Origin of the sequence: Promicromonospora sp. NPDC023805 (assembly GCF_040639635.1) — a bacterium.
GTDB lineage: Bacteria > Actinomycetota > Actinomycetes > Actinomycetales > Cellulomonadaceae > Promicromonospora.
In genome coordinates this window covers 25,316-51,651 of record NZ_JBFAAH010000018.1, presented here as the reverse complement: position 1 = coordinate 51,651, position 26,336 = coordinate 25,316, and the positions used below count along the sequence as shown (strand labels likewise).

Genomic DNA, 26,336 nt, shown 5'->3' with positions numbered 1-26,336 from the left:
AGAGGTGTGGAGCGGATCAACGTTCCCGTCAGGGCGGTCGGGACGCTCGGGGAGGCCTGGCGTACCTGCGTCGGCACCGGGCGGTTCAACCTCGCGCTCCGGCAGGACTACCAGGACTCCCTCGCCCTCGTGCAGCGCGAGATCGGGTTCCGGTACATCCGCGGCCACGGCCTGCTGCACGACGACGTCGCCGTCCACCGCCCGTACGACGTCGGCGGCCGGCGCGGCACCGCCTACGTGTTCACCTATGTGGACCAGGTGGTCGATGCGTACCTGAAGCTCGGGATCAAGCCGTTCCTCGAGCTCGGGTTCATGCCGAAGGGCCTCGCCTCCGGCGACCAGACGGTGTTCTGGTGGCTCGGCAACGTCACCCCGCCCCGCGACCACACCGAATGGGCGAGGCTCGTGCAGGCTCTGCTCCGCCACCTCATCGACCGGTACGGCCTCGACGAGGTGCGTACCTGGCCCGTCGAGGTGTGGAACGAGCCCAACCTCACCCACTTCTGGCAGGACGCCGACCAGGCCGCGTACTTCCGCCTCTACGAGACCTCGGTCCGCGCAGTGAAGGACGTCGACGCCGAGCTCCAGGTCGGTGGTCCCGCCATCTCACCGGGAGCCGACGACTGGTGGGAACCCTTCGCGGAGTTCGTCACCGCGCACGACCTGCCCGCTGACTTCCTGTCCGTCCACGCCTACAGCTCAGGCCCCGCACAGCACGTGCCGTTCGGCGTCTACCAGACCCTGCAGCGGCCCCAGCACCTGCTCGACCAGTTCGCCAGGCCGCACAAGATCCTCTCCGGGACGGCGCTCGCGGACCGGCCGCTGCACATCACCGAGTTCAACACGAGCTACCGGCCCGACAACCCCGTGCACGACACCGCGTACAACGCCGCCTACCTCGCACCCGTCCTCGCGGAGGGCGGCGAGCACGCGGCCTCCTTCTCCTACTGGACGTTCAGCGACGTCTTCGAGGAGGAGGGTGTGCCCGCATCGTTCTTCCACGGCGGGTTCGGCATGGTGGCCCACCGGCAGGTGCGCAAGCCGACCTTCCACCTGTACGCGTTCATGGCGCGGATGGGGCAGGAGGTGCTGGCCCGGGGTGTCGACCACCTGGTGACGCGGCATCCTGCCACCGGCCAGGTGACGGTACTGGCCTGGCAGCCGGTGGGCGGCACGGACGACCCGTCCGAACCGGACCGCCACGAGCTGCGCCTGAGCATCCCGGTCGCCGGCAGGGGGCGGGTGTTCGTCATGCGGTACGACGTCGACGAGCACGCGGGCAACGCCTGGACGGCCTGGCGCGAGATGGGCCGGCCCGCCTCGCCGTCGGGCAGACAGCTGGACGCGCTGCACGAGGCGAGCGAACCCGCCCGGCGTGCGTACTCGCTGCCGGTCTCGCCGGGCGAGCCGCGCGTCGACCTCGACCTGACCCTTGGACGCCACGGCGTCACCCTGGTAACCCTGGACCCGGTCCGCGACGAGACCCCACCCTGGCTGGACGACACACGCATCCTCGGCCGGCCGTAGCCCCGTTGAGTGCTGGCTATCTGTTGCCACACAACGATTCGAACCCACAAATACCCAGCACTCAGCGGACGGAGCAGACTTGAGCGGGTCCAAGATTCTTTACGGCGGCGACTACAACCCCGAGCAGTGGCCCCGCGACGTCTGGGAGGAGGACTACGCGGCCTTCGACCTCGCGACCATCGACACGGTCACGTTGAACGTCTTCTCCTGGGCGACCGTGCAGCCGGACGAGGACACCTACGACTTCGCGCAGCTCGACGAGATAGTGGCCCGCGCGGTCGAGGGCGGCCGCGGCATAGTGCTGGCCACGTCGACCGGCGCGCTGCCGCCGTGGCTGGCGCACCGGCACCCCGAGGTCGAGCGCACGGACTTCCAGGGACGGCGGCACGTGTACGGGCAGCGGCACAACGCCTGTCCGAGCTCGCCCGTCTACCGGTGCCTCTCCGCGGAGCTCGCGGGCCGGATCGCCCAGCGCTACGCGGGCACGCCCGGCCTCGTCGCCTGGCATGTCGGCAACGAGTACGGCGGGTTCGACGGCGGCTGCTGGTGCGACCTGTGCGCGGCGGGCTTCCGGGACTGGCTGCGCGAGCGCTACGGCTTGCTCGAACGCCTGAACGAGGCGTGGAACGCGGCGTTCTGGTCGCACACCTTCACCGACTGGGAGCAGATAGTCCCGCCGAACATGCTCAGCGAGCACTGGCGAGGACAGGACCACACGGCGTTCCAGGGCATCACCCTGGACTACCGGCGGTTCATGTCGGACGCGATGCTGCGGAACTACCGGGACGAGAAGGCCCGGATCCGCGAGCATGACGCCGCGACCCCGGTGACCACGAACTTCATGGGCATGTTCCGGCACATCGACTACCACCGTTGGGCGGAAGACCTCGACTTCGCCTCGTGGGACAACTACCCGCCGGGCCCGCGGGACCACGCTCGCATGGCCCTGGCGCACGACCTGATGCGGGGCCTCAAGGACGGCGCGCCGTTCTGGGTCATGGAGCAGACGCCGACCGTCACCGCCTCCCGGGACGTGAACCCGGTGAAGCGGCCCGGCGTGCTGCGGCTGTGGTCATGGCAGGCCGTCGCGCACGGTGCGGACGCGGTCCTCTACTTCCAGATGCGGCAGTCCAGGGGTGCGAGCGAGAAGTACCACGGCGCCGTCCTGGACCACGCCGGGCGTACGGACACCCGGTCCTTCCGGGAGATCGCCGGCCTGGGCGCGGAGTTCTCCGCCCTGGGCGACGCGGTGCTCGGCGCGCGGACGCCGGCCCGCGTGGCGCTGTTGTTCGACTGGGACTCCTGGTGGACGGCCGAGATGACCGACGGTCTCAACCGGCACGTGAAGTACCCGGCAGTGGTGGTGGCCTACTACCGCGCACTGTGGTCGGCGGGTGCGCAGGTCGATGTCGTGCCGGTGACGGCGGACCTGTCGCGGTACGACGTCGTCGTCGCGCCGCTGCTGCACATGCTCAAGGACGACGCCGCGGAGCGGCTGGAGGCAGTGGTGGAGCGCGGCGGCTCGTTGCTGACGACGTTCTGGTCGGGCCGTGCGGACGAGGACGCCAACGCCTACCTCATGGACGCACCCGGGCCGCTCGGCCGGGTGCTGGGCGTGCGGGTCGAGGAGACCGACTCGGCGGAGCCCGGGGTGGCGAACCCGGTGACGCTGCAGGACCCCGACCAACGGGACGGGCTCGTCTCCGACGCGACGCTCGTCTTCGAGCTGCTCGTGCCCGACGGCGCCGACGTGGTCGGCACCTACGGCGCCGAGTTCTACGCGGGCACGCCCGCCGTGACGCGCAACCGGCCCGGCGGACCCGACGGTGGCGAGGCCTGGTACGTCGCTACCGGCCTGGACGACGCCGGGGTGGAGTGGGTGGTGCGGCGGGTGCTCGACAGGCACGGGCTCGTGGGCCCGTACGCCGACACGCCGGACGTCGAGCTCGCGGTACGGTCCAAGGACGGTGTGCGGTTCGCGTTCGTGCTGTCGCACGCCGCCGAGCCGGTAGAGGTGGCGGCGCACGCCTCCGGCGTCGACCTGCTGACCGGCCGGACCGTGCGACGAGGAGAGAACCTGGTGCTCAACCCGACCGACGTGCTGCTGCTGCGCGAGGACTCCCCGGAAGCCCCCGCGTGAGCACCGGCGGAGGGCCCCGTGAGGGCGAGCGCCGCGAGTTCGGGGAGGGCGTCCTCGGGCGCGCGACCGCCGTCGTCTACTGGTACCTGATCGTCGAGGTGCTGCTCATGGTCGCCGTCCTGCCCGGGGCGCTGGCCTCGCTCTTCCTGGATCGCGCGCCCGGCAACGCGCCGCTGTTCGCGCTGTGCCTGGTGCCCGTGGGGCCCGCGGTGTCGGCGGCGCTGTTCGCGCTCCGCGACCGCAGCAAGGCCGAGGGGCTCACCCCGGCGTCGTCGTTCTGGCGCGGATACCGGCTGAACTGGGCGGACGCACTCAAGGTGTGGGTGCCCGGGTTGGTGCTCGGGCTGGTGATCCTGCTGGGGCTGGCGAACGTCGGCGCGGGCGGGGTGCCCGGCTGGTTCGCCGGCGTGCTGGTGGCCGTCGGCGTGGTTCTGCTCCTGTGGCTGGTGAACGCGCTGACCATCGTGTCGTTCTTCGGCTTCCGGACGCGGGACGCCGCCCGCCTCGCCGCGCACTTCCTCGGTGCGCGCCCGCTCGTCACGCTGGGCGCCCTCTCGCTGCTGGTTCTCGCCGCGGGGATCGTGGCACTGACCACCGAGGCGCTGTTCGGCCTGCTCGCGGCAGTATGGCTCGGCCTCGTGCTGCGGAACGCGGGCCCCCTGCTGGCCGACGTCGAGGAGCGGTTCACCGGCGGATCGTGACCGGACGTCGCCGGTGCAACATTGTCCGATCTGTGGCACGTGCGCCACAGTGAGCGCATGGCGATCAAGCAGGGGGACCCGGTACGGCTGACGTACCGCTATCTGCGGGTAGCGATAGTGGCGGGGGTGCTGGTGCTGTTCGTGTCGCTGACGATGCAGATAGCCGCCGACCACGGAAGGCTCGACTCCGGCGAGGAGTGGTGGCACGCGTCGATCAGCGCGTACTTCTACTCGCCCGTGCAGAGCATCTTCGTGGGCACGCTGGTGGGTATCGGCACGTGTCTGATCGCGATCAAGGGCAGGCACGGGGCCGAGGAGGTGCTGCTGAACTTCGCGGGTATGTTCGCGGTCCTGGTGGCGCTGATCCCGACGCCCCTCGACGCCGTGATGTGCGGTGACGAGCCGTACTGCGTCGAGGTGCCGGAGCGGGTGGGCAACAACGTGGGCACGCTGCTCCTCGTCGGTGGGCTGGTCCTGGTGCTGGCGACCTGGCCGCGGCGGCGTGACCTCGGCGGGCGCGGGGGCTGGGACCTCTGGCTCACGTGGCTGACCTGGGCGGGGACGGGCGTGTGGCTGCTGGTGTGGCCCGCGAGCTTCCTGCGGTCGGCGCACTACACGGCGGCGGTCCTGCTGTTCGCGTGCCTGGTGGCCGTCGCCTGGATCAACGGCTCGGACCACGCGGTCACGGCTCAGGCGCTCGAGCGGCTGCGGGGTATGTCGGCCCGGGCGTACCGGGTCTGGTACCGCTGGATCGCGGCGGCGATGGCCGCCGTGCTGGTGGTGGGCATGGCGACCATGGTGGTCCTCGACCGGTTCCTGCCGGACCTGTTCCCGCAGACGCTGTTCGTGGTCGAGACGGCGATGATGCTGATCTTCGCGCTCTACTGGGCGTTGCAGACCATCCAGTTCTGGGATACCGGCCTTCCGGCGCGCGCCCAGGTGGAGGACGTGAAGGTGCCCGGCGATACGCCGTCGTAGAGGGGCGGGTGCGAGCGGGACGGCACCGCCGTACGGTCGAGAAGGTGGCGCGGTCGTCCCTATGGCCACGCCGCCGCATCACCGAGCCGGAGGGAGTCCAGCATGAGCGAGAGCGAGAACTACCGGACCGAAGACGCACCGACGCCGCAGGCCAATCCCGGACCGCGCGTCGACCCCGTCTCCGCCGACGACGACGTACAGGGCAGCAGCAACCCGGGACCGCGTGACGTGCCGGGGCAGGACGACGACCTCGACCGCACGACCGAGGACCCGGCGGGGGAGAAGGCGATCCCCGGCGAGCACCCCAAGGACGACCCCGACCTGGAGGGCGAGGAGCGGTTCGACGCGGGCTGATCTCCGTGCTTGACCTTCGAGCCGACTCGAAGGTCTACCGTCGTGGCATGGTCATGCGCTCGATCATCCTGTTCATCGCCGCTGCCGCGTTCGAGATCGGCGGCGCCTGGCTCGTGTGGCAGGGCGTCCGTGAGCACCGGGGCTGGCTGTGGATAGGTGCCGGAGTGATCGCGCTGGGCCTGTACGGCTTCTTCGCGACCCTCCAGCCCGACGCCAGCTTCGGCCGCATCCTGGCGGCCTACGGCGGCGTCTTCGTGGCCGGATCCCTGGTCCGGGGCATGGTCGTCGACGGCTTTCGCCCCGACCGCTGGGACGTCATGGGGGCGCTGATCTGCCTGGCCGGCGTCGCCGTGATCATGTACGGCCCGCGCGGGGAAACGGCCTAGCCGGTCTCCGGCACCTGGCCAAACGCCGAGCAGTCCACCACGGCGATGAGTTCCGCGTCCCTAGACCGTCGGGCTTGGTAGCGGCGCCACGGGTCCACTCCTTCGAGGTCTAACTTCCTCCGCACTGAACCGATTCATAGGGGAGAAAGTTAGACCTCGAAGGGGAGGAGCTCAGCCGCTTCCGCACAAGCCCGAGGAGCGCGATCATGGACGATCCGATCACCGCCATCGACACCCGGTTCAGCGAGCCGGACGCCGAGCCGACCAGCTGGCAGGCCACCCAGGAGGTGCTCGAGAACGCCCAGATGACCTGGGTGACCACCGTGCGCGCCGACGGGCGCCCGCACGTCGCGCCGCTGGCCTTCGGCAAGGGCACGTTCAGCCACACCCGGCACGTCCCGCGACCGGCCTGAACGACCGGACTTCCATCAAGCGTCCGGGCCGGTCGTGCCGCCGCTACGGGTAGATCCTGCGCCCCCGCTCGTCCGGGACGCCCGACTTCCGTAGGAAGTAGGTGTTCACCTGGTCGCGCCACTCGGTGGCGGAGCGGAGCTGCTCCGCGAACCGTTCCGCGACGCGCTCGGAGAGACGTGGGTCCACGAGCTTCGAGACGGCCGACCAGGCGCGGATCATCGCCTCGACCCGTTCGACGCCCTCGAAGTGGGTGTCGTAGACGTGCTGGATCACGGTCTTCCCGCTGTGCAGCACGTGCGCGTACTGCACGTGGTGGAAGAACAGCAGCAGCTCGTCCGGGCAGGTCGTCAGCGACCCGTAGGTCTCGCGCCAGGGTGACGGGTACTGGCTCGTGTAGCCGGTGCCGCTCCGCGCTGTCCGGTCGACGCCGATCCCGTCCCGGTCCGCGAAGTGGTAGGTGCCCCACGGGGTGTACTCGTAGCCGTCGACGTCGGGCCCGTAGTGGTGGCCGGGGCGCACCATGAAGCCCACGCCGAGCGGCGCCGTGTACTGCTCGTACGTCTCCCAGGACCGGTCGAGCACCGCGTGCACCGCCTGCCCGACGGCGTCGGGCGCACCCGGGAAGGTGAGGCCCACCCACTCGTCGAGAACGGTGGCCGGGTCCAGGGTCGGGTCCCAGCACAGCCGCCCGTACGCATAGAGGTTGGCCTGGGCGAACGGGTGCCCGGTCCAGAACTCGTCGTCGCCGACGTTCGAGACGGCGGCGAAGCCGCCGGCAGGCTTGTGCCACGTACCCGGGTCCTCGGCGGACTCACCGCGGCCGGTCGCGAGGTCCGCGACGGTGGGGGAACCGCCGTCCCCTCCGGCCAGGTCCCAGAACCGGAACCCGAGGAGCTGGCTCCACTGCGGCCCGAGGTAGACGGCGTGCTTCTGCTGACCCGTGTACTCCTGGGTGACCTGCAGCTCCAGGGCGATCCGGGTGCGGGGCATGGCGGCGAGGACCGGTGAGACCGGCTCCCGCACCTGGAAGTCGAGCGGGCCGTACTTGACCTGCACGATCACGTTGTCCGAGAAGGCGCCGTCGAGCGGCTGGAAGTGGTCGAAGGCGGCGCGGGCGCGGTCGGTGGACCGGTCGCGCCAGTCCTGCCTGTGGTCGTAGACGAAGGCGCGCCAGTGGATCAGGCCGTCGTACGGCTCGACGGCGGCGGCCAGCATGTTCGCGCCGTCGGCATGCGTGCGCCCGTAGGCGAACGGACCGGGCTGACCTTCGGAGTCGGCCTTGACCACGAACCCGCCGAAGTCCGGTATTGCGTCCCACACCCGTCCCGCCGTGCGCACCCACCAGTGCGCCACACCCGGGTCGAGCGGGTCCGACGTGGCGAGGCCGCCGAGCGTGATCGGCGAGGCGAACGACACCGACAGGTGCACCTGGATGCCCCAGCGCCGGAAGACGGAGGCGATCCGGACGACGTCGCCCAGGTCGTCGGTCAGCAGGCGTGCCTCGCGCTGGTGCACGTTGACGTTGTTGATCGCCACCCGGTTGATCCCGACGGCGGCCAGCAGCCGCGCGTACCGCTCGACTCGCGACAGGTCCGCGCGGACGAAACCGTTGTCGTAGAAGATGGAGCCGCCGGAGTATCCACGTTCCACCTGGCCCATCACGGGGTGCGCGTCAACGTTGTCCCAGTGGTCGAGCATCCGCAGGCCGGTGGCGGGGGCGTGCGTCTCGTCGGCGTCCGGCCTCTCGAACGCCGCCTCGCCCAGGCGCACCACGTGGAACAGGCCGTGCAGCAGCCCGGCATCGGTCTCCGCCTGCACGACGACGGCGCCCGCCTCGCGCGTGAACCGGAAGCTCTCGTCGGGCGAGTGGTCTGCCGACGAGGAGTCGAAGTGCGCGAGCGTCAGCACCAGCTCGGCGTCGGCCACGCCGTCGCCCGCCTCGAGGCGCGAGAACGCCCCGCCGAACCGCGCCGTCGCGGCCGCCACCTCTTCCGCGACCGTTCCCGCGAGGACGCCGTCGCCGGCCACCACCACGCGGCGGCTGCCGATCGCGGCGAACGCGTCGTCGGGCAGCCAGGCCGGATGGGGCACGGAGCGCTTACTGTCACCGGTCATGGATCGTCCCGTCCGTCTTGCGGTTGATATGCAGATATGTGGGGGGCGTGCTTGAACTGTGCCTCAGCGAGCGGGCTCAGGTCTACTCCCGGCAGGGGGTTCCCTCTCCACGATGCGGTAGGCACAGCGCACAGCGAATCCGGGACCGGCGCCCATACGCTGTGGGACATGACCGCACGGCTCCACACGCACACCACCCCTGTGACCGCTGACCTGCTGCGCGGCGCACCCGAGCTCGAGCAGACGCCGACCGGCGTGCGCGTGCACCGGCTGCCGGCCCGGGCGCTCGCCCAGGCCGCCGACCCGCAGCTCGCCATGGTCGAGTCGCAGCCGTCCGGCGTGCGGCTCGCCGTCACCACCGCCGCCACGAGCATCGAGCTGCGGGCGCTCGCTACCCGGTTCGGCTTCCGCGGTGCTCCCGCTCGCCCCCTCGGCGTCTTCGACCTGGTCGTCGACGGCCGGCTCGTCGGGCAGGGGAGCCTTGCTTCGGCCACCGTCGTGACCATCGACATGGCCACCGGATCACGCGAGGTCGCGGAGGGCGGCGTCGACGGCGTCCGGTTCGACGGGCTGCCCGACGGCGAGAAGTCCGTCGAGCTCTGGCTGCCCCACAACGAGACGGTAGAGCTCGTCGAGCTGCGCACGGACGCGCCGGTGCGGCCCTCGGCGGATCGGCGGCCCGTGTGGCTGCACCACGGCAGCTCGATCAGCCAGGGCTCCAACGCGCTGCGTCCTACGGGCATCTGGCCGGCGGTCGCTGCGGCCCTCGGCGGCGTCGACCTGGTCAACCTCGGGTTCGGCGGGAGCGCGCTGCTCGACCCGTTCACCGCCCGCGCCATGCGCGACACCCCGGCCGACCTGATCAGCCTGAAGATCGGCATCAATCTCGTGAACACCGACCTCATGCGCCTGCGCGCGTTCGGGCCCGCCGTCCACGGGTTCCTCGACACCGTGCGTGACGGACACCCGGACACGCCTCTGCTGGTCATCTCGCCCATCCTCTGCCCGATCCACGAGGACACACCTGGCCCCGGCGCCTTCGACACCGACGCCCTCGCCGAGGGCCAGCTCCGGTTCCGCGCGACCGGCGACCCTGCCGAGCGCGCGGCGGGCAAGCTCACCCTCACCGTCATCCGCGAACAGCTCGCCCGGATAGTGCGCGAGCGCGCGGCCGACGATCCGAACCTGCACCACCTCGACGGTCTCGAGCTGTACGGCCACGCCGACGCCGAGGAGCTGCCCCTGCCCGACCGGCTCCACCCGGACTCCGCCACGCACCGCCGCATCGGCGAACGCTTCGCGAAGCTGGCGCTCGCTCCGGGCGCTCCGCTGGCCCCGTCCCTGCGGCCCGGCCGCCTCCCCCTCGAGGTCTAGGTTTCTCCGCTCTGAAACGCTTCAGAAGGGAGAAACGTAGACCTCGAAGGGGATTGGGTCCCGACAAGCTCGGGTCAGCGGGCCGCGTACGCCTGCTTCGGCAGGTGGTAGGCCAGGGCGGCGGCCGTGTCGACGGCCTCGTCCAGATCTAGGCGGTGCTCGGCGACCAGCCGGGCCAGGTAGCCGGCGTCGACCCGGCGGGCCAGGTCGTGGCGTGCGGGGATCGAGCAGAACGCGCGGGTGTCGTCGACGAAGCCCGACATGTTCGAGAACCCCGCGGTCTCCGTCGCCGCCTCCCGGAACCGGCGCATCGCATCGGGAGCGTCCAGGAACCACCAGGGCGCGCCGAGGCGGAGCGCCGGGTACACGCCCGCCAGCGGCGCCAGCTCGCGCGAGTACACGTCCTCGTCGACGGTGAACGCGATCATCCGGAAGCTCGCCGAGTTGCCGAACGCCTCCAGGACCGGCCGCAGGCCGCGCGCGAACTCGGTGACGACGGGGATGTCGTACCCCTTGTCGGGGCCGAACGTGGCGGCGACGGCGGGGTCGTGATCCCGGAGCACACCGGGGTGGAACTGCATGACCAGGCCGTCCTCCACGGACATCGCCGCCATCTGGAACAGCATGTGCGCGGAGAACGCGGACTCCTCCGCCGTGCTGATCCCGGATCCGTCGGCGTCGCCCCGCAGTGCCTTCTCGAACAGGCTGCTCGCGACGTCGTCCGGCAGGGGGGTGGTGTCCGCGCTGAGGTGGCCGTGGTCGGTGGCGAGGCCGCCTGCCGCGACGAAGGCTGCGCGGCGCTCGCGGAGCGCCGCCAGGTAGCCCGCATAGGTATCGGTCGCGATGCCCGACGCCGTGGCGAGGCGCTCCAGGTCGCCGTGCCAGGTCGCCCGGGCGGGGTGCAGCAGCGGGTCCGGGCGGAAGGTCGGCAGCACGCGGCCCGGCAGCTCGGTGGCGAGGCGGGCGTGCTCCTCGAGCGTGCTCCAGGCAGGGTCGGTCGTGCCGATGATCTCGATGCCGAACCGGTCGAGCAGGGCGCGCGGCCGGAACGCCGGGTCGGCCAGGGTCTCGGCGATCTGGTCGTAGATCTCGTCGGCGGTCTCGGCGGAGGGCCGCACCGTGACGCCGAAGATCTCGACGAGCTCATGCTCCATCCAGTACCGCGTCGGCGTGCCGCGGAAGTGCTTCCAGCCCGCGCAGAAGCGCCTGAAGATCTCGCGGGGGTCCGACTCGAACCCCGGCCCGTCAGCAGGCCCCACACCCAGCTCCGGAAGCCGCGCACCCTGCGAGACGAGCATCCGCGTCAGGTAGTGGTCGGGCACCACGAGGAGCTGCGCCGGGTCGGGGAACGGCTCGTCGTCGGCGAAGGCCGTGACGTCGACATGGCCGTGCATCGACACGATCGGGAGGTCCTGCACCGCCTCGTAGATCTCGCGGGCGATCGGCCGCGTCACGGGGTCTGCGGGTAGCGCTCGGTCGGGGTGCAGGGTCCATGCGGTCATTCGTGTGCTCCTGGCGTCATTGCCGGGCCGGTCGGGCGGCCGGACGGAGGGTGGTGCGAACGTTTGCACTCTAACCTAGGGTATGGTGCAAACGTTTGCAGCGTCGCAACGGTTACGAGGGGGTGCCATGGTCACGGTGCACGACGTCGCTCGCGCCGCCGGGGTCTCGATCTCCACGGTGTCGCGCGCCCTCGCTTCCCCGGAACGTGTGGCCGCAGAGACCCGCGACCGGGTCACCCGCATCGCTACCGAGCTCGGCTACCGGCCCAACCAGGCGGCGAGCGGCCTGCGGATGGGGCGCACGCACGCCGTCGGCCTGCTGGTGCCCGACCTGGAGAACCCCTACTTCGCCACCGTGACCAAGGCAGTGCAGGCGCGCGCCCGCGCGGAGGGCTACGAGGTCTTCGTCGCCGACTCCGACGAGGACCCGGACGTCGAGGCCGAGCTGATCGGCGCACTCGCCGCCCGGACGGACGGCCTGGTCCTCGCCTCGCCGCGGTCGGGTGACGCGGAGCTGCGCGCGGCGCTCGTGGGCGTGACCGCCGTCCTGGCCAGCCGGGAGCTGACAGGCGGCTCCGACCCCGAGACGCCGGAGGTCCCGTGCGTCTCGGTGGACGACGCCGACGGCGTCGCCCAGGTGCTCGGGCACCTGTACGCGCTCGGGCACCGGAAGGTGGGCGTCGCGGCCGGCCCGCCGTCGTCCTGGTCGGGCAGCCGCCGTGTCGCCGGGCTGAAGGCTGCCGCCGAGCAGCGGGACGTCGAGCTGGTGGAGCTCGGTACCTTCCAGCCGTACTTCGCGGGCGGCACCCAGGCAGCCGACTACGCCCTGGCGAGCGGCGTGACCGCCGTCGTCGCGTTCAACGACCTCATGGCGCTCGGGATCCTGGACCGGCTCCGGCACCGCGGCGTGGACGTACCGGGCGAGATGTCCGTCGTCGGGTTCGACGACGTCCAGCTCGCCACCCTCGTCTCGCCCGCGCTCACGACGGTGCACGCACCGCTCGCCCGGCTGGGCCGCCGCGCCGTCGACCTGCTACTGGCCCGCCTGCGCGGCGGGACGTCCGTCAGCTCACAGCTCCCCGTGGAGCTCACGATTCGCGGGTCCACAGGACCCGTCCCTGCCGGGCCGGTCAACTGACGCCCGTCCCGGCAACAATCCCTGGGCGAAGGAGCCCGAGAGAGAGGAAGGCACCATGCGCACCTCGAAGAAGGCTGTGGCGCTCGCCGGCGTCGCGGCACTGACCCTGCTGACCGCGTGTACCCCGCCCGCGCCCCCCGGCGGCGAGGCAGGCGGAGCCGTCACCGACGCGGCGGACGTCCCCGACACGCCCTCCGAGCCCGTCACGCTGAACATCCTCGACGTCGCGGGCAACCAGCGGCTCACCGAGGGCATGGTCGACGAGTTCGTCGAGAACAACCCGGACGTCATCGAGTCGGTCACCTGGGAGACGGGCGGCGCCCCCGACGTCACGGGCATCGTCAAGCCGCAGGTCGACAGCGGCAACCTGTCCATCGACGTCGTCTTCACCGGTAACGACGGGCTGGCCGCCGGCATCAGCCAGGACCTGTGGCTGCCGATCGTGGACGACTACGGCGACCGGGTGTCGAACCAGGAGAACTACCTGGAGCCCGCCGCGAAGATGCAGGAGCTCGCCCAGGGCTTCGGTGTGGTGACGACGTACTACCCGTCGGGGCCGCTGCTGCAGTACGACCCGGACGTCGTCGACGCGCCGCCCGCGACCCCGGAGGAGCTGCTGGAGTGGGCGAAGGCCAACCCCGGCAAGTTCGGGTACGCCCGCCCCGCGAACTCCGGTCCCGGCCGGACGTTCCTCATGGGCCTGCCCTACATCCTGGGTGACGAGGACCCGACCGACCCCGAGAACGGCTGGGACAAGACCTGGGCGTACCTCAAGGAGCTCGGCGAGTACGTCGACACCTACCCGACGGGCACCGGCCAGGTCGTGACCAACATGGCCGACGGCACCTGGGCGATGATCCCCACCACCACCGGCTGGGAGATCGCCCCGCGCGCCGAGGGCCAGCTCCCGAACAAGCTGCAGGCCGCCGCGTTCGACGACTTCACGTGGGTGACCGACGCGCACTACGCGGCCATCCCGAAGGGGCAGAGCGCGGACAAGATCAGCGCGATCATGCTCCTGCTGCAGGACATGCTCACTCCCGAGCAGAACGCCAAGGCGTACGACGCCGGCTACTTCTACCCCGGCCCGGCCGTCGAGGGCGCCACGCTGGACCTCGCGCCGCAGAAGTCGCAGGACGTGATCGAGGAGTTCGGTCGGCCCCTGTTCGACGAGCTCATCGAGTCGCAGGACGCCGTCGTGCCGCTCGACGCCGAGTCGATGGTCAAGGCGTTCGACATCTGGGACCGCGAGGTCGGCGGCGGCAAGGTGGAGGAGGAGTCCTAGGTGAGCGACTTCGATTCCCTGGAGCTGCGCGGTGTCGGACGGCGGTTCGGCGGGGTCGACGCGCTGTCCGACCTGAACCTGACGATCAGGTCCGGCGAGTTCGTCGCCCTGCTCGGGCCGTCGGGCTGCGGCAAGTCGACCGCGCTGAACTGCCTCGCCGGCCTGCTCCCGCTGACGCACGGCGAGATCCTGCTCGACGGCAAGCGCATCGACACCCTGCCGCCCGAGCGCCGCGGGTTCGGCATGGTGTTCCAGTCCTACGCGCTGTTCCCGCACCTGTCCGTGGAGAAGAACGTCGCGTTCGGCCTGCAGATGCAGGGGCGGCCCCGGGCCGAGATCGACTCGCGGGTGCGCGAGGCGATCAAGCTCGTCAAGCTCGGCGACCACGCGAAGAAGCTGCCGGGCCAGCTCTCGGGCGGGCAGCAGCAGCGAGTCGCGATCGCGCGCGCGGTGGTGCTCGAACCGTCGCTGGTGCTCATGGACGAGCCCCTGTCGAACCTCGACGCGAAGCTCCGCCTCGACATGCGCACGGAGATCCGGCGTCTGCACCAGTCGCTGGGGCTCACGACCATCTACGTGACGCACGACCAGGAGGAGGCGCTGTCCCTGGCCGACCGACTCGTCGTCATGCGGGAGGGTCGCGTGCAGCAGGTGGGCACGCCCGACGAGCTCTACGAGAGCCCGACGAGCTGGTACGTCGCCGACTTCATGGGGTACCGCAACATCCTGACCGCGACTGTCGTGTCGGCGTCCGGGGGCGAGGTGGTGGTCGCCCTCCCCGGGACGGCCGACGGCGGGGTCCGGCTCACGGGGCGCGCGGTCGGCGCCCTGAGCGCGGGGGACCAGGTGCGGGTGGCGATCCGGCCGGAGGACTTCGTGGTGGAGCAGGGCGAGCCCGCATCGACCAGCGGAGCGGGCGCCGTTCCCGGCACGGTCGCCGTGGTCGAGTACCACGGTCGCGAGCACGCCGTCGGGGTGCAGACCGGCGACACGATGCTGCACGCAAGGACGCCGGCGGCCCCGCAGGTCGGCAGTGCGGTCCGGCTGACGGCGCCGGTCGAGCGGGTACTGGTGTTCCCGGAGTCGCTGGACGCCGTCGCGCCGGTGCAGGTGGCGGCATGAGCTCGAGCGGGGGTGGCGGGCCGCGGGCCGGGCGCGCCACCGCGAGCCTGCGGCACCGCCTGGCCGAGCGGGGCGTCGACCCGATCCTGCTCCTGCTGGTGCCCGGCCTCGTCGTGGCGGTCGCGCTGTTCGTGTACCCGTTCTCGTACGGGATAGGGCTCACCGTCCAGCCCACCGCGGCGATGCAGGAACAGTGGGGCGGCGGGATCTTCGCGAACTACGTGGCGTTCTTCCGCGACCCGTTCGTGTTCGACTCCGTCGGTATCACCATGCGGCTCGCGCTCCCCGCGGCCCTGTTCAACGTGCTGGCGTCGGTGCCGGTCGCGATGGTGCTGCGGCACCGGTTCCGCGGCAAGCGGCTGCTGACGTCGCTGCTGGTGCTGCCCATCACGCTGGGCACCGTGCTCACCGCCCAGGGGCTGCTGATCTTCGCGGGACGGCAGGGCTGGATCAACCGGACGCTGCTCGAGATCGGCCTCATCGACGAACCGCTCAAGCTGGTGAACAACTACCTGGGCGTCATGTTCTCCCTGGTCATCACCGGCTTCCCGTTCGCGTTCCTGCTCATCTCGTCCTATCTGTCGGGCATCGACCCGTCGCTGGAACGGGCGGCCAAGACGCTCGGCGCAGGCTGGTGGCAGCGGTTCCGGCGGATCATCCTGCCCCTGCTGGCGCCGGGCCTCGCGACCACCTTCGTGCTGACGTTCGTGCTCGCCTTCTCGGTGTTCCCGTCGGCGCGGCTCGTCGGTGACGCCATGGGCGAGACCCGGGTCATGTCGCTCATGGCGTTCCGGGCGTTCGGCGAGCAGAACGACTACGCGATGGCGTCCACCATCGCGCTGATGATGGGCGCGGTAGAGCTGATCGTCGTGGTGGCCGTGCTGGGCCTGCGGTCGCTGCTGTACCGAGGGACGACCGGAGGGAAGGGCTGATGGCCGCTTCAACGCTCGAGCGGCCGATCGCCGCCCGGCCGTCCACCTGGTTCGTCTGGGCAGGCATGACGGCGTTCGGGGTGTTCCTGCTGGGCATCCTCGTCGCGGTGGTCGTCGACTCGTTCGGACGGCAGTGGTTCGACACCTGGCTGCCCGATGGCCTGACCACCGAGCGCTACACAGAGGCCTGGGACCGGTTCGCGCTGGGCGAGGTCGTCGGCGTCACGGTCGGCGTGGCGGCGCTCGTCGTCGTCATCTCCGTGGCCGTTGGCGTGCCCGCCGCGTATGTGCTCGCCCGCCGCGACTTCCCGGGCAAGCGCGCGATCATGCTGCTGTTCCTGCTGCCGGTGCTCATGCCACCCATCACCTACGGCATCCCGCTCGCGACGGTCATGTACTCGTTCGGGCTCGGGCGCACGCTGACCGCCGTCGTGCTGGTCAACCTCGTCCCGTCCGTGCCGTTCGTGATCCTGACCATGACGCCGTTCATCGAGCAGATCAACCCGGCCATCGAGTCCGCCGCCCGGATGTGCGGGGCGCGGACCCGGCAGGTGTTCACGCGGGTCCTCGCCCCGCTGCTCGTGCCCGGTATCCTCGCCGCGGCGATCCTCGTGCTCGTCCGGACCGTCGGGCTGTTCGAGCTGACGTTCCTCGTGTCCGGCCCTGGATCGGACACACTCGTCGTAGCGATCTACCGTGGCATGACATCCGCCGGCGGTGGTGAGGCGAGACAGCTCATCTCGGCCATGTCGGTGATCTATACAGCGACCATGCTCGTCATGCTCGTGGCTGCCTTGCGGTTCGTGAACCCGACGCAGCTCGTGGCACAGGTGAAGGAGACACGCGATGACTGACGACCGCCTGCACCGGGACAACGTCCCCGTGGGCATCGACGCGCCGGTGATGCCGACGGCGGTGGGCATCGTCCACCTCGGCATCGGGGCGTTCCACCGAGCGCACCAGGCCGTCTATACCGAACGCGCGGCGATCGCCACGGGCGACACCTCGTGGGGGATCCTCGGCGTGACCCAGCGGTCGGCGACCGTCCGCGACCAGCTCCGCCCGCAGGGCGGCGTGTACGCGGTGCTGACGGCGGGCGAGCAGGAGTCGTCCGTCGAGCTGATCGGCTCGGTGGTCGACGTCGCCTACCCCGCGGAGGAGACCGAGCGGGTGCTGGCGGCGCTCGCGGCGCCGTCCACCCATGTGGTCACGCTGACGATCACGGAGAAGGGGTACGCCCGGACGCCGGACGGGGCGCTCGACCTGGACGCCGTCGCGGGGGACCTCGAGGTGCTCCGGGCCGGTGTGCAGGCCGGTGCCCAGGGTGGGTCGCCGGTGCGCCCGGCGACGTCGGCGATCGGGCTCCTGGTCCGCGGCCTCGCGGCGCGCGCCGCGTCCGGGGCGCCGATCACCGTGCTGACCTGCGACAACATGGTGGACAACGGGCGTGTGCTCGAACGTCTGGTGCGGCAGGCCGTGGACGCGGGCCTGCCCGGGGCGGAGGGTGATGCCCTGCGCGGATTCCTGGACGGGCACGTCACCTTCCCGTGCTCGATGGTCGACCGGATAGTGCCCGCGACGACGCCGGAGCAGCGCGACCACGTCGCGCAGGCGCTGGGCGCGCGGGACGAGGGGCTCGTGGTGGGTGAGCCGTTCGCGCAGTGGGTGATCGAGGACCGGTTCGCCGGCCCGCGCCCCGCGTGGGAGGCGGCCGGGGCCACCTTGACCAAGGATGTCGCGCCGTTCGAGCAGGCCAAGCTGCGGCTGCTGAACGGGACGCACTCCCTGGTCGCGTACTCCGGGTGGCTCGCGGGGCATACGACGATCGCGGCGGCGATGGCCGACCCCGCGATCGCCGAGCGCGCCCGGCAGTACCTCTTCGAGGACGCGCTGCCGACGCTCACCCCGCCCGAGGGCCTGGACCTGCACCAGTACGGCGAGCAGATCCTCGCCCGGTTCGCCAACCCGCACACCGGGCACACCACGGCGCAGGTGGCGATGGACGGCACGCAGAAGATCCCGTACCGGTGGGGCGGCGTCCTCGCGGACGCGCTGGCCGCCGGCCGGGAGCCGCGCGGTGTGGCGTTCGCGCTGGCCGCCTGGGCGGAGTTCGTCCGGCGTCGGACGCTCTCCGGCGAGGGCGTGGACGACCCGCGGGCCGAGGAGCTCGAGGCGGTGGTCAGCGCCTTCGAGGTACCGGGCGGCTCCGACGGTCTGGGCGACGTCGAGGGACTGGCCGGTGCCGAGGAGGACGTCCGGGCCCTGCTCGGACTGCAGGGCCTGCTGCCGGAAACCACCCCGGAGACTTTCTTGGACGCGGTGGCGGAGGAGATCGCCTCGGTCCGCTAACCCTCTCTGTTGAGTGCGGGATATTCGCCCGTTGAGCCCAGCTGCAGGGGCGAATATCCCGCACTCAACGAGGGCTGGTACGGTCGGCAGCGGACGGTGAAACGATTCACCACGTCGATGAGGACGGAGAGACATGAGAGTCACGATCCTGGGTACGGGTGCCATCGCCGGGACCCATGCGGAAGCGATCGCAGCGCTGCCGCAGCACGGGGTGGACGCCGTCCTGGCGCACGCCCTCGACATCGACCCGGCACGGGCTGAGGCGTTCGCCCAGCAGTACGGCGTCGCCGGACACGGCACCGACCTGGCCGAGGTGCTCGCCGACACCGACGTGCTGCACGTGTGCACCCCGCCGGGCGCTCACGTGGACGCGGCGGTCGCCGCGCTCAAGGCCGGCGTGCACGTGGTCGTGGAGAAGCCGGCGACGCTCTCGCTCGCCGAGATCGACCTGATCGCGGAGGCCGAGGCCGCCTCCACCGCGACGTTCACCCAGGTGGTCCAGCACCGGTTCGGGCACGGCCTGCGTCAGCTCAGGCGGCTGCTCGACGACGGTGCGCTGGGCCGCCCGCTCGTCGCGACCTGCGACACCATGTGGTTCCGCGCGCCCGAGTACTTCGAGGTGCCGTGGCGCGGGCGATGGGACACCGAGGGCGGCGGGCCCACGATGGGCCACGGCATCCACCAGTTCGACCTGCTGCTGGCGGTCCTCGGACCCTGGTCCGAGGTGACGGCGATGGCCGGACGGCTCGCCCGGCGCGTGGACACCGAGGACGTGTCGATGGCGATAGTGCGCTTCGCCAACGGCGCGATGGCGACCATCACCAACTCCCTGCTGTCCCCGCGGGAGACCTCCGACCTGCGGTTCGACACCGAGGCGGCGACCATCGAGCTGTCGCACCTGTACGGGTACGACGACGCCGACTGGACGTTCACGCCCGCGAAGGACCGGGCCGACGTCGGCCAGCTCTGGCAGTCGGACCCCGCGGCCCTGCCCTCCGGACACCTTGCCCAGCTCCTGCCGACCTACCAGGCCTTCGCGGCCGGCGAGGCGCCCCCGGTCACCGTCGGTGACACGCGCGGCACGCTCGAGCTGGTCGCCGCCATCTACCGGTCGGCGTTCACCGGCGCGGTCGTCCGGGCGGGCGAGATCGGGCCGGGCGACCCGTTCCACGAGTCCATGCGCGGTACGGGACCGGCGTGGGCCCCGGTGAAGGACGTCGCCCCGGCGCCCGCCGTCGCGCCCTGACGGCCCGGCTCCGCCACGACGGCGTCGAACGTGGGCCTGGTCGCCTCCGTCGCACGGACGTAGGTCTGGTCGCTGCATGGCCGCTCGCGCGGCGACCAGACCTACGCTCGGCCGGTCCAGCGACCGGGCCTGCGGTCGGGGGCGGATGGGTTGTATCGGTGCACTTCGTTACGAATTCCTGACCTGAAGCCCTGGACAACGCTTCCCGGAGCGGTATTGTATCGATTCAGTCGGCCGTCGAGGACGCAGCCGGCGCGCCAACAGCAGTACGAGCAAGGAGGCTCACGTGGTTCGCACACGCACCACCACCGGTAAGGCCGCCGTCCACGCAACGGCTATCGCGGCGGTCGCCGCGCTCACCCTCTCGGCGTGCGGGGGAGGCGGTAACGCCGCCACCACTGCCGAGGCCGCGCCCGTCGCCACCGACCGGGACATCGAGCTGTCCCTCGTCTGGTGGGGAGACGACGACCGCGCGAACCGCTACGAGGAAGCGGTGAAGCTGTTCGAGGAGAAGTACCCGAACATCGACGTCAAGCCCCAGTTCCAGGCCTGGGACGACTACTGGACCGCCCGCACCACCGAGGCAGCAGGCCAGACCCTCCCCGACGTCTTCCAGATGGACCTCGCGTACATCCACCAGTACGCGTCGAACAACCAGCTGCTCGACCTGTCGAGCCAGGTCGGCGTCAACCTGGAGACCGGCGACTACGACGAGACGCTGCTCGGCTCCGGTTCGGTCAACGGCGGCCAGTTCGGCATCCCGACGAGCACCAACACGCTCGGCATGTTCTACCACCAGGACCTCCTGGACGAGCTCGGCATCGAGCCGCCGGCCGAGGGTCTGACCTGGGACGAGTACGACGCCTGGCTCCGCGAGGTCAGCGAGGCCGGGGCGGACAAGGACCCCCAGGTCTACGGTGGTACGGACTACACCGGCGCCCTCTGGATCTTCATCCAGTGGCTGGTCCAGCAGGGCAAGGCTCCGTTCGCGGAGGACGGCTCCCCGGCCTTCGAGAAGGCGGACCTCGTCGCGTGGGTCGAGCGCTCCCAGCCGCTGCGTGACGACAAGGTGTTCTTCCCGATCCAGCGGGCCAAGCAGGTCGAGCCGCTCGGCGGGATGCAGGTCGGCCAGGCGACCACCGAGATCACCTGGGACAACATGCTCGCCGGATACGCGGCAGGTGCGGGTACGGAGAACCTCGGCATCCTGCCGGTGCCCACGGGCGCCGACGGCTCGCAGCAGTTCTGGAAGCCGTCGATGCTGCTCTCGTCGTCCGCCAACACGGACGAGCCGGACGCCGCGGCCGCGCTCATCGACTTCCTGGTGAACGACCCCGAGGTGGGCAAGATCTTCGGTACGTCGAAGGGCGTGCCCGCCGTCGCGGCCCAGAAGGACGCGATGGAGCTGGCCGAGGGCTCGATCGACTCGAAGATCGTGACCTACGAGGAAGAGGTGGCCGACCTGGTGACCGCCGAGACGCCGCTCCCGGGCGAGGGCTACGGCGTCGTCGAGGCCGAGTTCAAGCGGCTGGGCGAGGAGCTCGCGTACGGCAACATCAACGCCGAGGAGTTCGCCGACCAGTGGTTCCAGAGCGCCGAAGCGAACCTCGGCGGGGAATGACCATGTCGGCTACCACTACCGAGCGCGGCCAAGCGGCCGGGCGCGGCAGCGCGCGGGGGACGACGGCGACGTCGGCCCCCGCGCGGGGCGGCGCCGGCAGGTCGCCGCGCAAGCGGAGCGACATCCGCGCCGGCTACGCGTTCCTGTCCCCGTGGCTCCTGGGGTTCGGGCTGCTGACAGCCGGCCCGATGCTGATGTCGCTGTACCTCGCGTTCACCGACTACAACCTGTTCGAGGCGCCGGAGTTCGTCGGCATCGACAACTTCACCACGCTGTTCGCCGACCCGCGGTTCCTCAAGTCCGCGCAGGTCACCGCCATCTACGTGCTGGTGGGCGTGCCGGTAAAGCTCGCCGCTGCACTCGCGGTGGCGCTGCTGCTGAACGCGAAGCACCGCGGCCAGGGCGCGTACCGCTCGATGTTCTACGCGCCGTCGCTCATCGGGGCCAGCGTCTCCGTGGCGATCGTGTGGCGTGCGATGTTCATCGACGACGGCATCGCCGACCAGGTCCAGCAGTTCTTCGGGCTGCCCGGCGGTGGCTGGGTGGGCGATCCCAACATGACCATGCCGATGATGATCCTCCTGGCGGTGTGGCAGTTCGGCGCCCCCATGGTGATCTTCCTGGCTGGGCTCAAGCAGATCCCGGCAGAGCTGCTCGAGGCGGCGGAGGTCGACGGCGCGGGGCCGATCCGGCGGTTCATCTCGGTGACGATCCCCCTGCTGTCCCCGGTGCTGTTCTTCAACCTGCTGCTCGAGACGATCGGCGCGTTCCAGGTGTTCAGCTCTGCCTTCATCATCTCCGGCGGTACCGGTGGTCCTGCAGACTCGACGCTGTTCTACACGTTCTACCTCTACATCAAGGGCTTCACGGAGTTCCGGATGGGGTACGCCTCGGCGATGGCCTGGGTGCTCGTGCTCGTCGTCGGGATCATCACCGCCGTCCTGTTCCGCACCTCGCGTGCGTGGGTCCACTACACGGGAGACGTGCGATGAGCGAGACCAGCTACCCGAGCCCGACCGCGCTGGGCGCGGGGACCGCTCCGCGTGCGGACCGGGACCACTCGTCGTCGAGCAAGGCACGCCAGCGGCGGCGCACCGGCTCGGTGATCTTCCACGTGGCCGTGCTCGCGATCGCCGTGGTGATCCTGTACCCCGGCGTGTGGATGTTGATGAGCACGTTCAAGCCGAACGGCGACATCGTCGGCAACGTGAACCTGTGGCCGGAGACGTGGACGCTCGACAACTACGTCTCGGCGCTCAGCGGGATCGGCGGGATCTCGTTCTGGACCTTCGTCCTCAACTCGCTGATCCTCGCGGTCGGCTCGGTGGTCGGCGTAGTCCTGTCGTCGACCGTCTCGGCGTACGCGTTCGCCCGGATCAGCTTCCCGGGGCGCGGGGTGTACTTCGCCATCATGATCGGCACGATGCTGCTGCCGTTCCACGTGGTGATCATCCCGCAGTACATCCTGTTCAACTCCATGGGCATGGTGAACACGTTCCTGCCGCTGCTGGCGCCCAAGTTCCTGGCCACCGAGGCGTTCTTCGTGTTCCTCATGGTGCAGTTCCTGCGCGGGCTGCCCCGTGAGCTCGACGAGGCGGCGCGCATCGACGGGTGCGGGCACTGGGGCATCTTCCGGCTCGTGCTCCTCCCGCTGATGCGCCCGGCGGTGATCACCAGCTCGATCTTCGCCTTCATCTGGTCGTGGAACGACTTCCTCGGGCCGCTGCTCTACCTCAAGCAGCCCGACACCTACCCGCTGCCCATCGCGCTGCGGATGTACGTGGACCAGACATCGATCTCCGACTACGGCGCGCAGATGGCCATGGCAGTGCTCGCGCTCCTGCCGGTGCTGCTGTTCTTCGTGCTGTTCCAGCGGTACCTCGTCGACGGGGTCGCGACGCAGGGCCTCAAGGGCTGACCGGCCCACCGGGGCACGCTCACGGGGCAGGGCTGGTGGGTCCGTCGACGACGTCCACCGCCCCTTCCCGCCAGCGGACGGCGACCCGGGTGCGGTCGGCGTCGGGCAGGCTCGTCACCGACTCGACCGCATCCAGGTCGAGCGGCGACGGGGCGCCCGTCAGCACGACGAGCGCCGCACCCACCTCGCCTGGCGTCACGGGCCGGCTGCTGCGCACCCACGGGGTGGCCGACGCCGCACCCAGCGGGTCGGCCCCGAGCCGTCGCCTGATCCCGGGCACGCTCAGCCCGGTCAGGCCTCTGACCAGCGACGACAGCCCATCGGGCCGGATGGCGCGCACCCAGTCCGAGCCGGTCTCGACGGTCAGGCCCGCCGCATCCGGCGCGGCCAGGGCCCAGCCGCCCACGTGCAGGCTCCACGGGCCGACGTCGAGCGGCCACGCCGCGGCGCCGTCGACGTCCGCACCGTCGCCGGGCACGCCGTCCGGCACGTCCTGGAGGTACCAGCCGATGCGGACCTCGAACCGCCCGCGCACCACCGACGCGGTGACCAGGCGCGGTCCGCGGCGCATCGACGCCCAGGTGGCGGCGGCGCCGTCCGACGACGACGCGGGCAGGTCCAGCCAGTGCACCCGCGACCACGAGGTGGCCACATGATCGCCGAGCGCGAGCCGGTCGACGCCGTCGCGGTGGGACGGCACGCCGTCGGCGTCGAGCAGCGCGACGTGGGACTCGACGGGCGCGGCTATCGCGTCCTGAGAGAGCTGGGGCGCTACCAGGTTGGCGTAGGCGGTCCGCCGGTAGAACGGGTCGTCGGCGTGCGGCTCCGCCGCATGCTCCATGAGACGGTCGGAACCGTGGTTGACGATGCGGACGAGACCGTCCTCCGGCGTGGTGGAGACGAGCCAGCCCGGCGCGCGCAGCGGTACCACCGCGCCGTCGTGCCAGGGCTCGGGCGTCTCGGGCTCCGCCGTCCAGACGGCATGGTCGGGCGGCAGCAGCAGCCCGAGGAATCCCTTGCTCGCCCAGTACGGCGACGCCGCGCCGGTGTACAGCTGCCGGATGCGGTCGTAGCGGCCGTGCCAGCCGACCGGCAGGAGCCCCTGCTCGTCGACCGACCCGGCGGCCAGGAAGTGTTCGGCGACCGCGCCCGTCAGCGCGCGGGTCTGCCCGGGTGCGAGCGGCGTCGCCCCCGCCAGGGCGCCCGCCCAGAACGGGGCGAGCATGCCCAGGCGGTAGGTGGCGGACCGGCCCTGCAGGAGCGGCGCGCCAGTGGTGCCCACCAGGTGCTGGGCCTGGCCGAGGTAGGCGTGCAGCCGGTCGGCGTGCCGTTGCGGGAGCGGACGGCCCTGGATGCGCGCGTGCAGCACCGGGTAGAAGTGCCAGGCCCAGCCCGCGTACCAGTCGAAGGACTGCCGCCGGCCGTCGCGGCCGTGCCCGTCGGAGTACCAGCCGTCGCCCACGTACAGGCGCTCCTGGAGCTCCTCGTTGTGGTCGAGGTCGGCCTGGTCCCACGGGCCGCCGACCGAGGCGAGGAACTCCTCGACGATGTTCTGGAACCAGATCCAGTTGTTGCGGTATCCCCGGGTGCCGACGATCCCGGCCAGCCAGTCGACAGTGCGCTCCCGGGTCGTCTTGTCGAGCCGGTCCCAGAGCCACTCCCGCGTCTCGGACAGCCCGACCGCGACGGAGGCGGCCTCGACGACGGCCTGGCGCCGCTCGTCGATGCGGGGCCAGCGCTCCGGGTGCGCGGGGTCGGTACCGTGGCGCAGGCCTTCGGCGTAGCGCTCGAGGAGCCCGCCCGGGTCGGCGCCGTCCTCGCCCCGCAGGCGGAATGCGGCGAGCAGGAACGTGCGGGCGTAACCCTCCAGCCCGTCGCTCCACGCACCCGAGGCGCTGACGGGGCCCGGCAGCCGGACGAGCGACCGGCCGGGGGAGGCGTACGTCGCCGTCGCGTCGAGCAGCCGGTCGGCGGTGGTCAGCCACCGGTCGCGGGTCCAGCGGTGACCGGGTCGGAGGGCGGGATGGACAGCGGTATCAGGACTCGTCACTGCGGGAGTCTCACCGACCCGGATGCACGATGCGTCCGATCGAACATTTCCGCTCAACCCACGCCCACGACAAGGCGGGCGACAGAGGGAGGGGCGGGGTGAGCGTGCGGTTGCCGCGGGCCCGGCATGAGTACCTGCTGCGCGAGGTCGAGCTGCGGGGGAGCCTCCGGTCGGCCGAGGCCGCGGAACGGCTGGGCGTCTCCGAGGTCACGATCCGCCGCGACATCATGGCGCTCGACCGGGCCGGCAAGCTGGCGCGCGTGCACGGCGGCGCCATAGCGCTCCGCGCGTCGCGGGGGCCCGAGGCGGCTCGCGTCCTCATCGGGGTCGTCGTACCCAGCACCACCTCGCACTTTCCCCAGTTCGTGCGCGGCATGGAGTCCCTCGCCCCAGCGGTCCGGGCCCGGCTGGTGCTCGGTGTCTCGCACTACCGGCCAGAGGTCGAGAAGTCGCAGGTCGCGCGCATGCTCGCCCTCGGAGCGGCGGGTATCGCGATCGCCCCGACCACCCGCGGCCGGGAACCCGCCGACCTCGCCGCGTGGGCGTGCGGCATCCCCGTTCCGGTGGTCCTGGTGGAGCGCCGTATCGACGGGATGACGCGGCTCAGCGAGCTGGACCTGGCCCGGACGGACCTGACCCACGGCGCGGTGGTCGCCGTCGAGCACCTTGCCGCGCTCGGTCACGACCGCATAGCGCTCGCCGTCTACGACCGGACACCGACCGCCCCCTACGTGCGCGAGGGGTACCGACAGGCGGTCGACAGGATCGGGCTCGGGGCGGCGCCGACGGCGTCCCTGCCCAAGGGGGAGGACGACCCGGCCGAGCTGGAGCTCGCCGTCGGCCGCCTGCTCGACGAGTGTGTCCGCACCGGGGTGCGCGCCGTCATCGTGCATACCGACCACCACGCGGCGCGCCTCGTGGAGGCCGCGCTGGACCGGGGGCTGCGCGTACCGCAGGATCTCGCGATCGTGGCGTACGACGACGAGAACGCCGAGCTGGCGGCGGTGCCGCTGAGCGCCGTCACGCCGCCCCGGTGGGAGCTGGGTCGCGAGGCGCTCCGCCTCCTCGTCGACCGGATCGCCGAGCAGGACGAGGACCGGCGGCCACCGCGGCACGTCGACCTGCTGCCGCGGCTCACGGTCCGGGAGTCGTGCGGCGGTGCGCAGCGCTGAACCGACCCGTCA

22 protein-coding genes are annotated in these 26,336 nt (G+C 71.3%); 19 read left to right on the top strand and 3 right to left on the bottom strand.

Annotated elements, in window-relative coordinates; genetic code table 11:
* Positions 1 to 6: 6 nt before the first annotated feature.
* The 7 genes from AB0F70_RS17925 (at position 7) to AB0F70_RS17895 (ending at position 6,499) form a co-directional block, all read left to right on the top strand.
* On the top strand, positions 7 to 1,527 hold the full coding sequence (locus AB0F70_RS17925) for a xylan 1,4-beta-xylosidase (RefSeq protein ID WP_357450947.1): 1,521 nt from the start codon (positions 7 to 9) through the stop codon (positions 1,525 to 1,527).
* Between the two features lie 79 nt (positions 1,528 to 1,606).
* A complete protein-coding gene (locus AB0F70_RS17920) occupies positions 1,607 to 3,667 on the top strand; it encodes a beta-galactosidase (protein ID WP_357450944.1) in 2,061 nt (686 codons plus the stop codon).
* The gene (locus AB0F70_RS17915) at positions 3,664 to 4,368 is read left to right on the top strand and encodes a DUF624 domain-containing protein (RefSeq protein WP_357450941.1); all 705 of its coding nucleotides are present in this window, start codon (positions 3,664 to 3,666) and stop codon (positions 4,366 to 4,368) included. The genes AB0F70_RS17920 and AB0F70_RS17915 overlap by 4 nt, the downstream gene beginning before the upstream one ends.
* A gap of 57 nt (positions 4,369 to 4,425) precedes the next feature.
* The gene (locus tag AB0F70_RS17910; RefSeq protein WP_357450938.1) at positions 4,426 to 5,346 is read left to right on the top strand and encodes a hypothetical protein; all 921 of its coding nucleotides are present in this window, start codon (positions 4,426 to 4,428) and stop codon (positions 5,344 to 5,346) included.
* A gap of 102 nt (positions 5,347 to 5,448) precedes the next feature.
* On the top strand, positions 5,449 to 5,700 hold the full coding sequence (locus AB0F70_RS17905; RefSeq protein ID WP_357450935.1) for a hypothetical protein: 252 nt from the start codon (positions 5,449 to 5,451) through the stop codon (positions 5,698 to 5,700).
* 47 nt (positions 5,701 to 5,747) lie between these two features.
* Positions 5,748 to 6,086, top strand: a complete 339-nt coding sequence (locus AB0F70_RS17900; protein ID WP_357450932.1) for a YnfA family protein — start codon at positions 5,748 to 5,750, stop codon at positions 6,084 to 6,086.
* A gap of 206 nt (positions 6,087 to 6,292) precedes the next feature.
* A complete protein-coding gene (locus AB0F70_RS17895; protein WP_357450929.1) occupies positions 6,293 to 6,499 on the top strand; it encodes a pyridoxamine 5'-phosphate oxidase family protein in 207 nt (68 codons plus the stop codon).
* A 43-nt stretch (positions 6,500 to 6,542) separates the two neighbouring features.
* Here AB0F70_RS17895 and AB0F70_RS17890 read toward each other — a convergent pair whose 3' ends face one another.
* Positions 6,543 to 8,615 (bottom strand): alpha-glucuronidase, encoded by a 2,073-nt coding sequence (locus AB0F70_RS17890; RefSeq protein WP_357450926.1) that lies wholly within the window; start codon positions 8,613 to 8,615, stop codon positions 6,543 to 6,545.
* 168 nt (positions 8,616 to 8,783) lie between these two features.
* Here AB0F70_RS17890 and AB0F70_RS17885 point away from each other — a divergent pair, with 168 nt between their 5' ends.
* On the top strand, positions 8,784 to 9,989 hold the full coding sequence (locus AB0F70_RS17885) for a GDSL-type esterase/lipase family protein (RefSeq protein ID WP_357450923.1): 1,206 nt from the start codon (positions 8,784 to 8,786) through the stop codon (positions 9,987 to 9,989).
* A 74-nt stretch (positions 9,990 to 10,063) separates the two neighbouring features.
* Here the strand turns inward: AB0F70_RS17885 and uxaC are convergent, their stop codons facing one another.
* Complete coding sequence (gene uxaC / locus AB0F70_RS17880) at positions 10,064 to 11,491, bottom strand: glucuronate isomerase (protein WP_357450920.1); 1,428 nt, start codon at positions 11,489 to 11,491, stop codon at positions 10,064 to 10,066.
* A 127-nt stretch (positions 11,492 to 11,618) separates the two neighbouring features.
* Here uxaC and AB0F70_RS17875 point away from each other — a divergent pair, with 127 nt between their 5' ends.
* The 10 genes from AB0F70_RS17875 (at position 11,619) to AB0F70_RS17830 (ending at position 23,102) form a co-directional block, all read left to right on the top strand.
* Positions 11,619 to 12,629 carry a LacI family DNA-binding transcriptional regulator gene (locus AB0F70_RS17875; protein WP_357450918.1) on the top strand — a complete coding sequence of 337 codons (1,011 nt, stop codon included), beginning with the start codon at positions 11,619 to 11,621 and terminating at the stop codon, positions 12,627 to 12,629.
* Between the two features lie 55 nt (positions 12,630 to 12,684).
* A complete protein-coding gene (locus tag AB0F70_RS17870) occupies positions 12,685 to 13,914 on the top strand; it encodes an extracellular solute-binding protein (protein WP_357450915.1) in 1,230 nt (409 codons plus the stop codon).
* Entirely contained in the window at positions 13,915 to 15,036 is a 1,122-nt protein-coding gene (locus AB0F70_RS17865; RefSeq protein ID WP_357450913.1) for an ABC transporter ATP-binding protein, read from the top strand.
* A complete protein-coding gene (locus AB0F70_RS17860; RefSeq protein ID WP_357450910.1) occupies positions 15,033 to 15,968 on the top strand; it encodes an ABC transporter permease in 936 nt (311 codons plus the stop codon). The genes AB0F70_RS17865 and AB0F70_RS17860 overlap by 4 nt, the downstream gene beginning before the upstream one ends.
* The gene (locus AB0F70_RS17855; RefSeq protein WP_357450907.1) at positions 15,968 to 16,822 is read left to right on the top strand and encodes an ABC transporter permease subunit; all 855 of its coding nucleotides are present in this window, start codon (positions 15,968 to 15,970) and stop codon (positions 16,820 to 16,822) included. Before AB0F70_RS17860 ends, AB0F70_RS17855 begins: the two co-directional genes overlap by 1 nt.
* On the top strand, positions 16,815 to 18,317 hold the full coding sequence (locus AB0F70_RS17850; protein WP_357450904.1) for a mannitol dehydrogenase family protein: 1,503 nt from the start codon (positions 16,815 to 16,817) through the stop codon (positions 18,315 to 18,317). Before AB0F70_RS17855 ends, AB0F70_RS17850 begins: the two co-directional genes overlap by 8 nt.
* 133 nt (positions 18,318 to 18,450) lie before the next feature.
* Positions 18,451 to 19,563, top strand: coding sequence for a Gfo/Idh/MocA family oxidoreductase (locus tag AB0F70_RS17845; protein WP_357450901.1), 1,113 nt, complete (start codon positions 18,451 to 18,453; stop codon positions 19,561 to 19,563).
* Between the two features lie 286 nt (positions 19,564 to 19,849).
* Positions 19,850 to 21,184, top strand: a complete 1,335-nt coding sequence (locus AB0F70_RS17840) for an extracellular solute-binding protein (protein WP_357450898.1) — start codon at positions 19,850 to 19,852, stop codon at positions 21,182 to 21,184.
* A gap of 2 nt (positions 21,185 to 21,186) precedes the next feature.
* A complete protein-coding gene (locus tag AB0F70_RS17835; protein ID WP_357450895.1) occupies positions 21,187 to 22,176 on the top strand; it encodes a sugar ABC transporter permease in 990 nt (329 codons plus the stop codon).
* The gene (locus AB0F70_RS17830; protein WP_357450892.1) at positions 22,173 to 23,102 is read left to right on the top strand and encodes a carbohydrate ABC transporter permease; all 930 of its coding nucleotides are present in this window, start codon (positions 22,173 to 22,175) and stop codon (positions 23,100 to 23,102) included. Before AB0F70_RS17835 ends, AB0F70_RS17830 begins: the two co-directional genes overlap by 4 nt.
* Positions 23,103 to 23,121: 19 nt before the next feature.
* On the opposite strand, the gene AB0F70_RS17825 is transcribed toward AB0F70_RS17830, so the two are convergent.
* On the bottom strand, positions 23,122 to 25,152 hold the full coding sequence (locus AB0F70_RS17825; RefSeq protein WP_357450890.1) for a DUF2264 domain-containing protein: 2,031 nt from the start codon (positions 25,150 to 25,152) through the stop codon (positions 23,122 to 23,124).
* Positions 25,153 to 25,250: 98 nt separating this feature from the next.
* Here AB0F70_RS17825 and AB0F70_RS17820 point away from each other — a divergent pair, with 98 nt between their 5' ends.
* Positions 25,251 to 26,324 carry a substrate-binding domain-containing protein gene (locus AB0F70_RS17820; protein WP_357450887.1) on the top strand — a complete coding sequence of 358 codons (1,074 nt, stop codon included), beginning with the start codon at positions 25,251 to 25,253 and terminating at the stop codon, positions 26,322 to 26,324.
* The last annotated feature ends 12 nt before the right edge of the window (positions 26,325 to 26,336 follow it).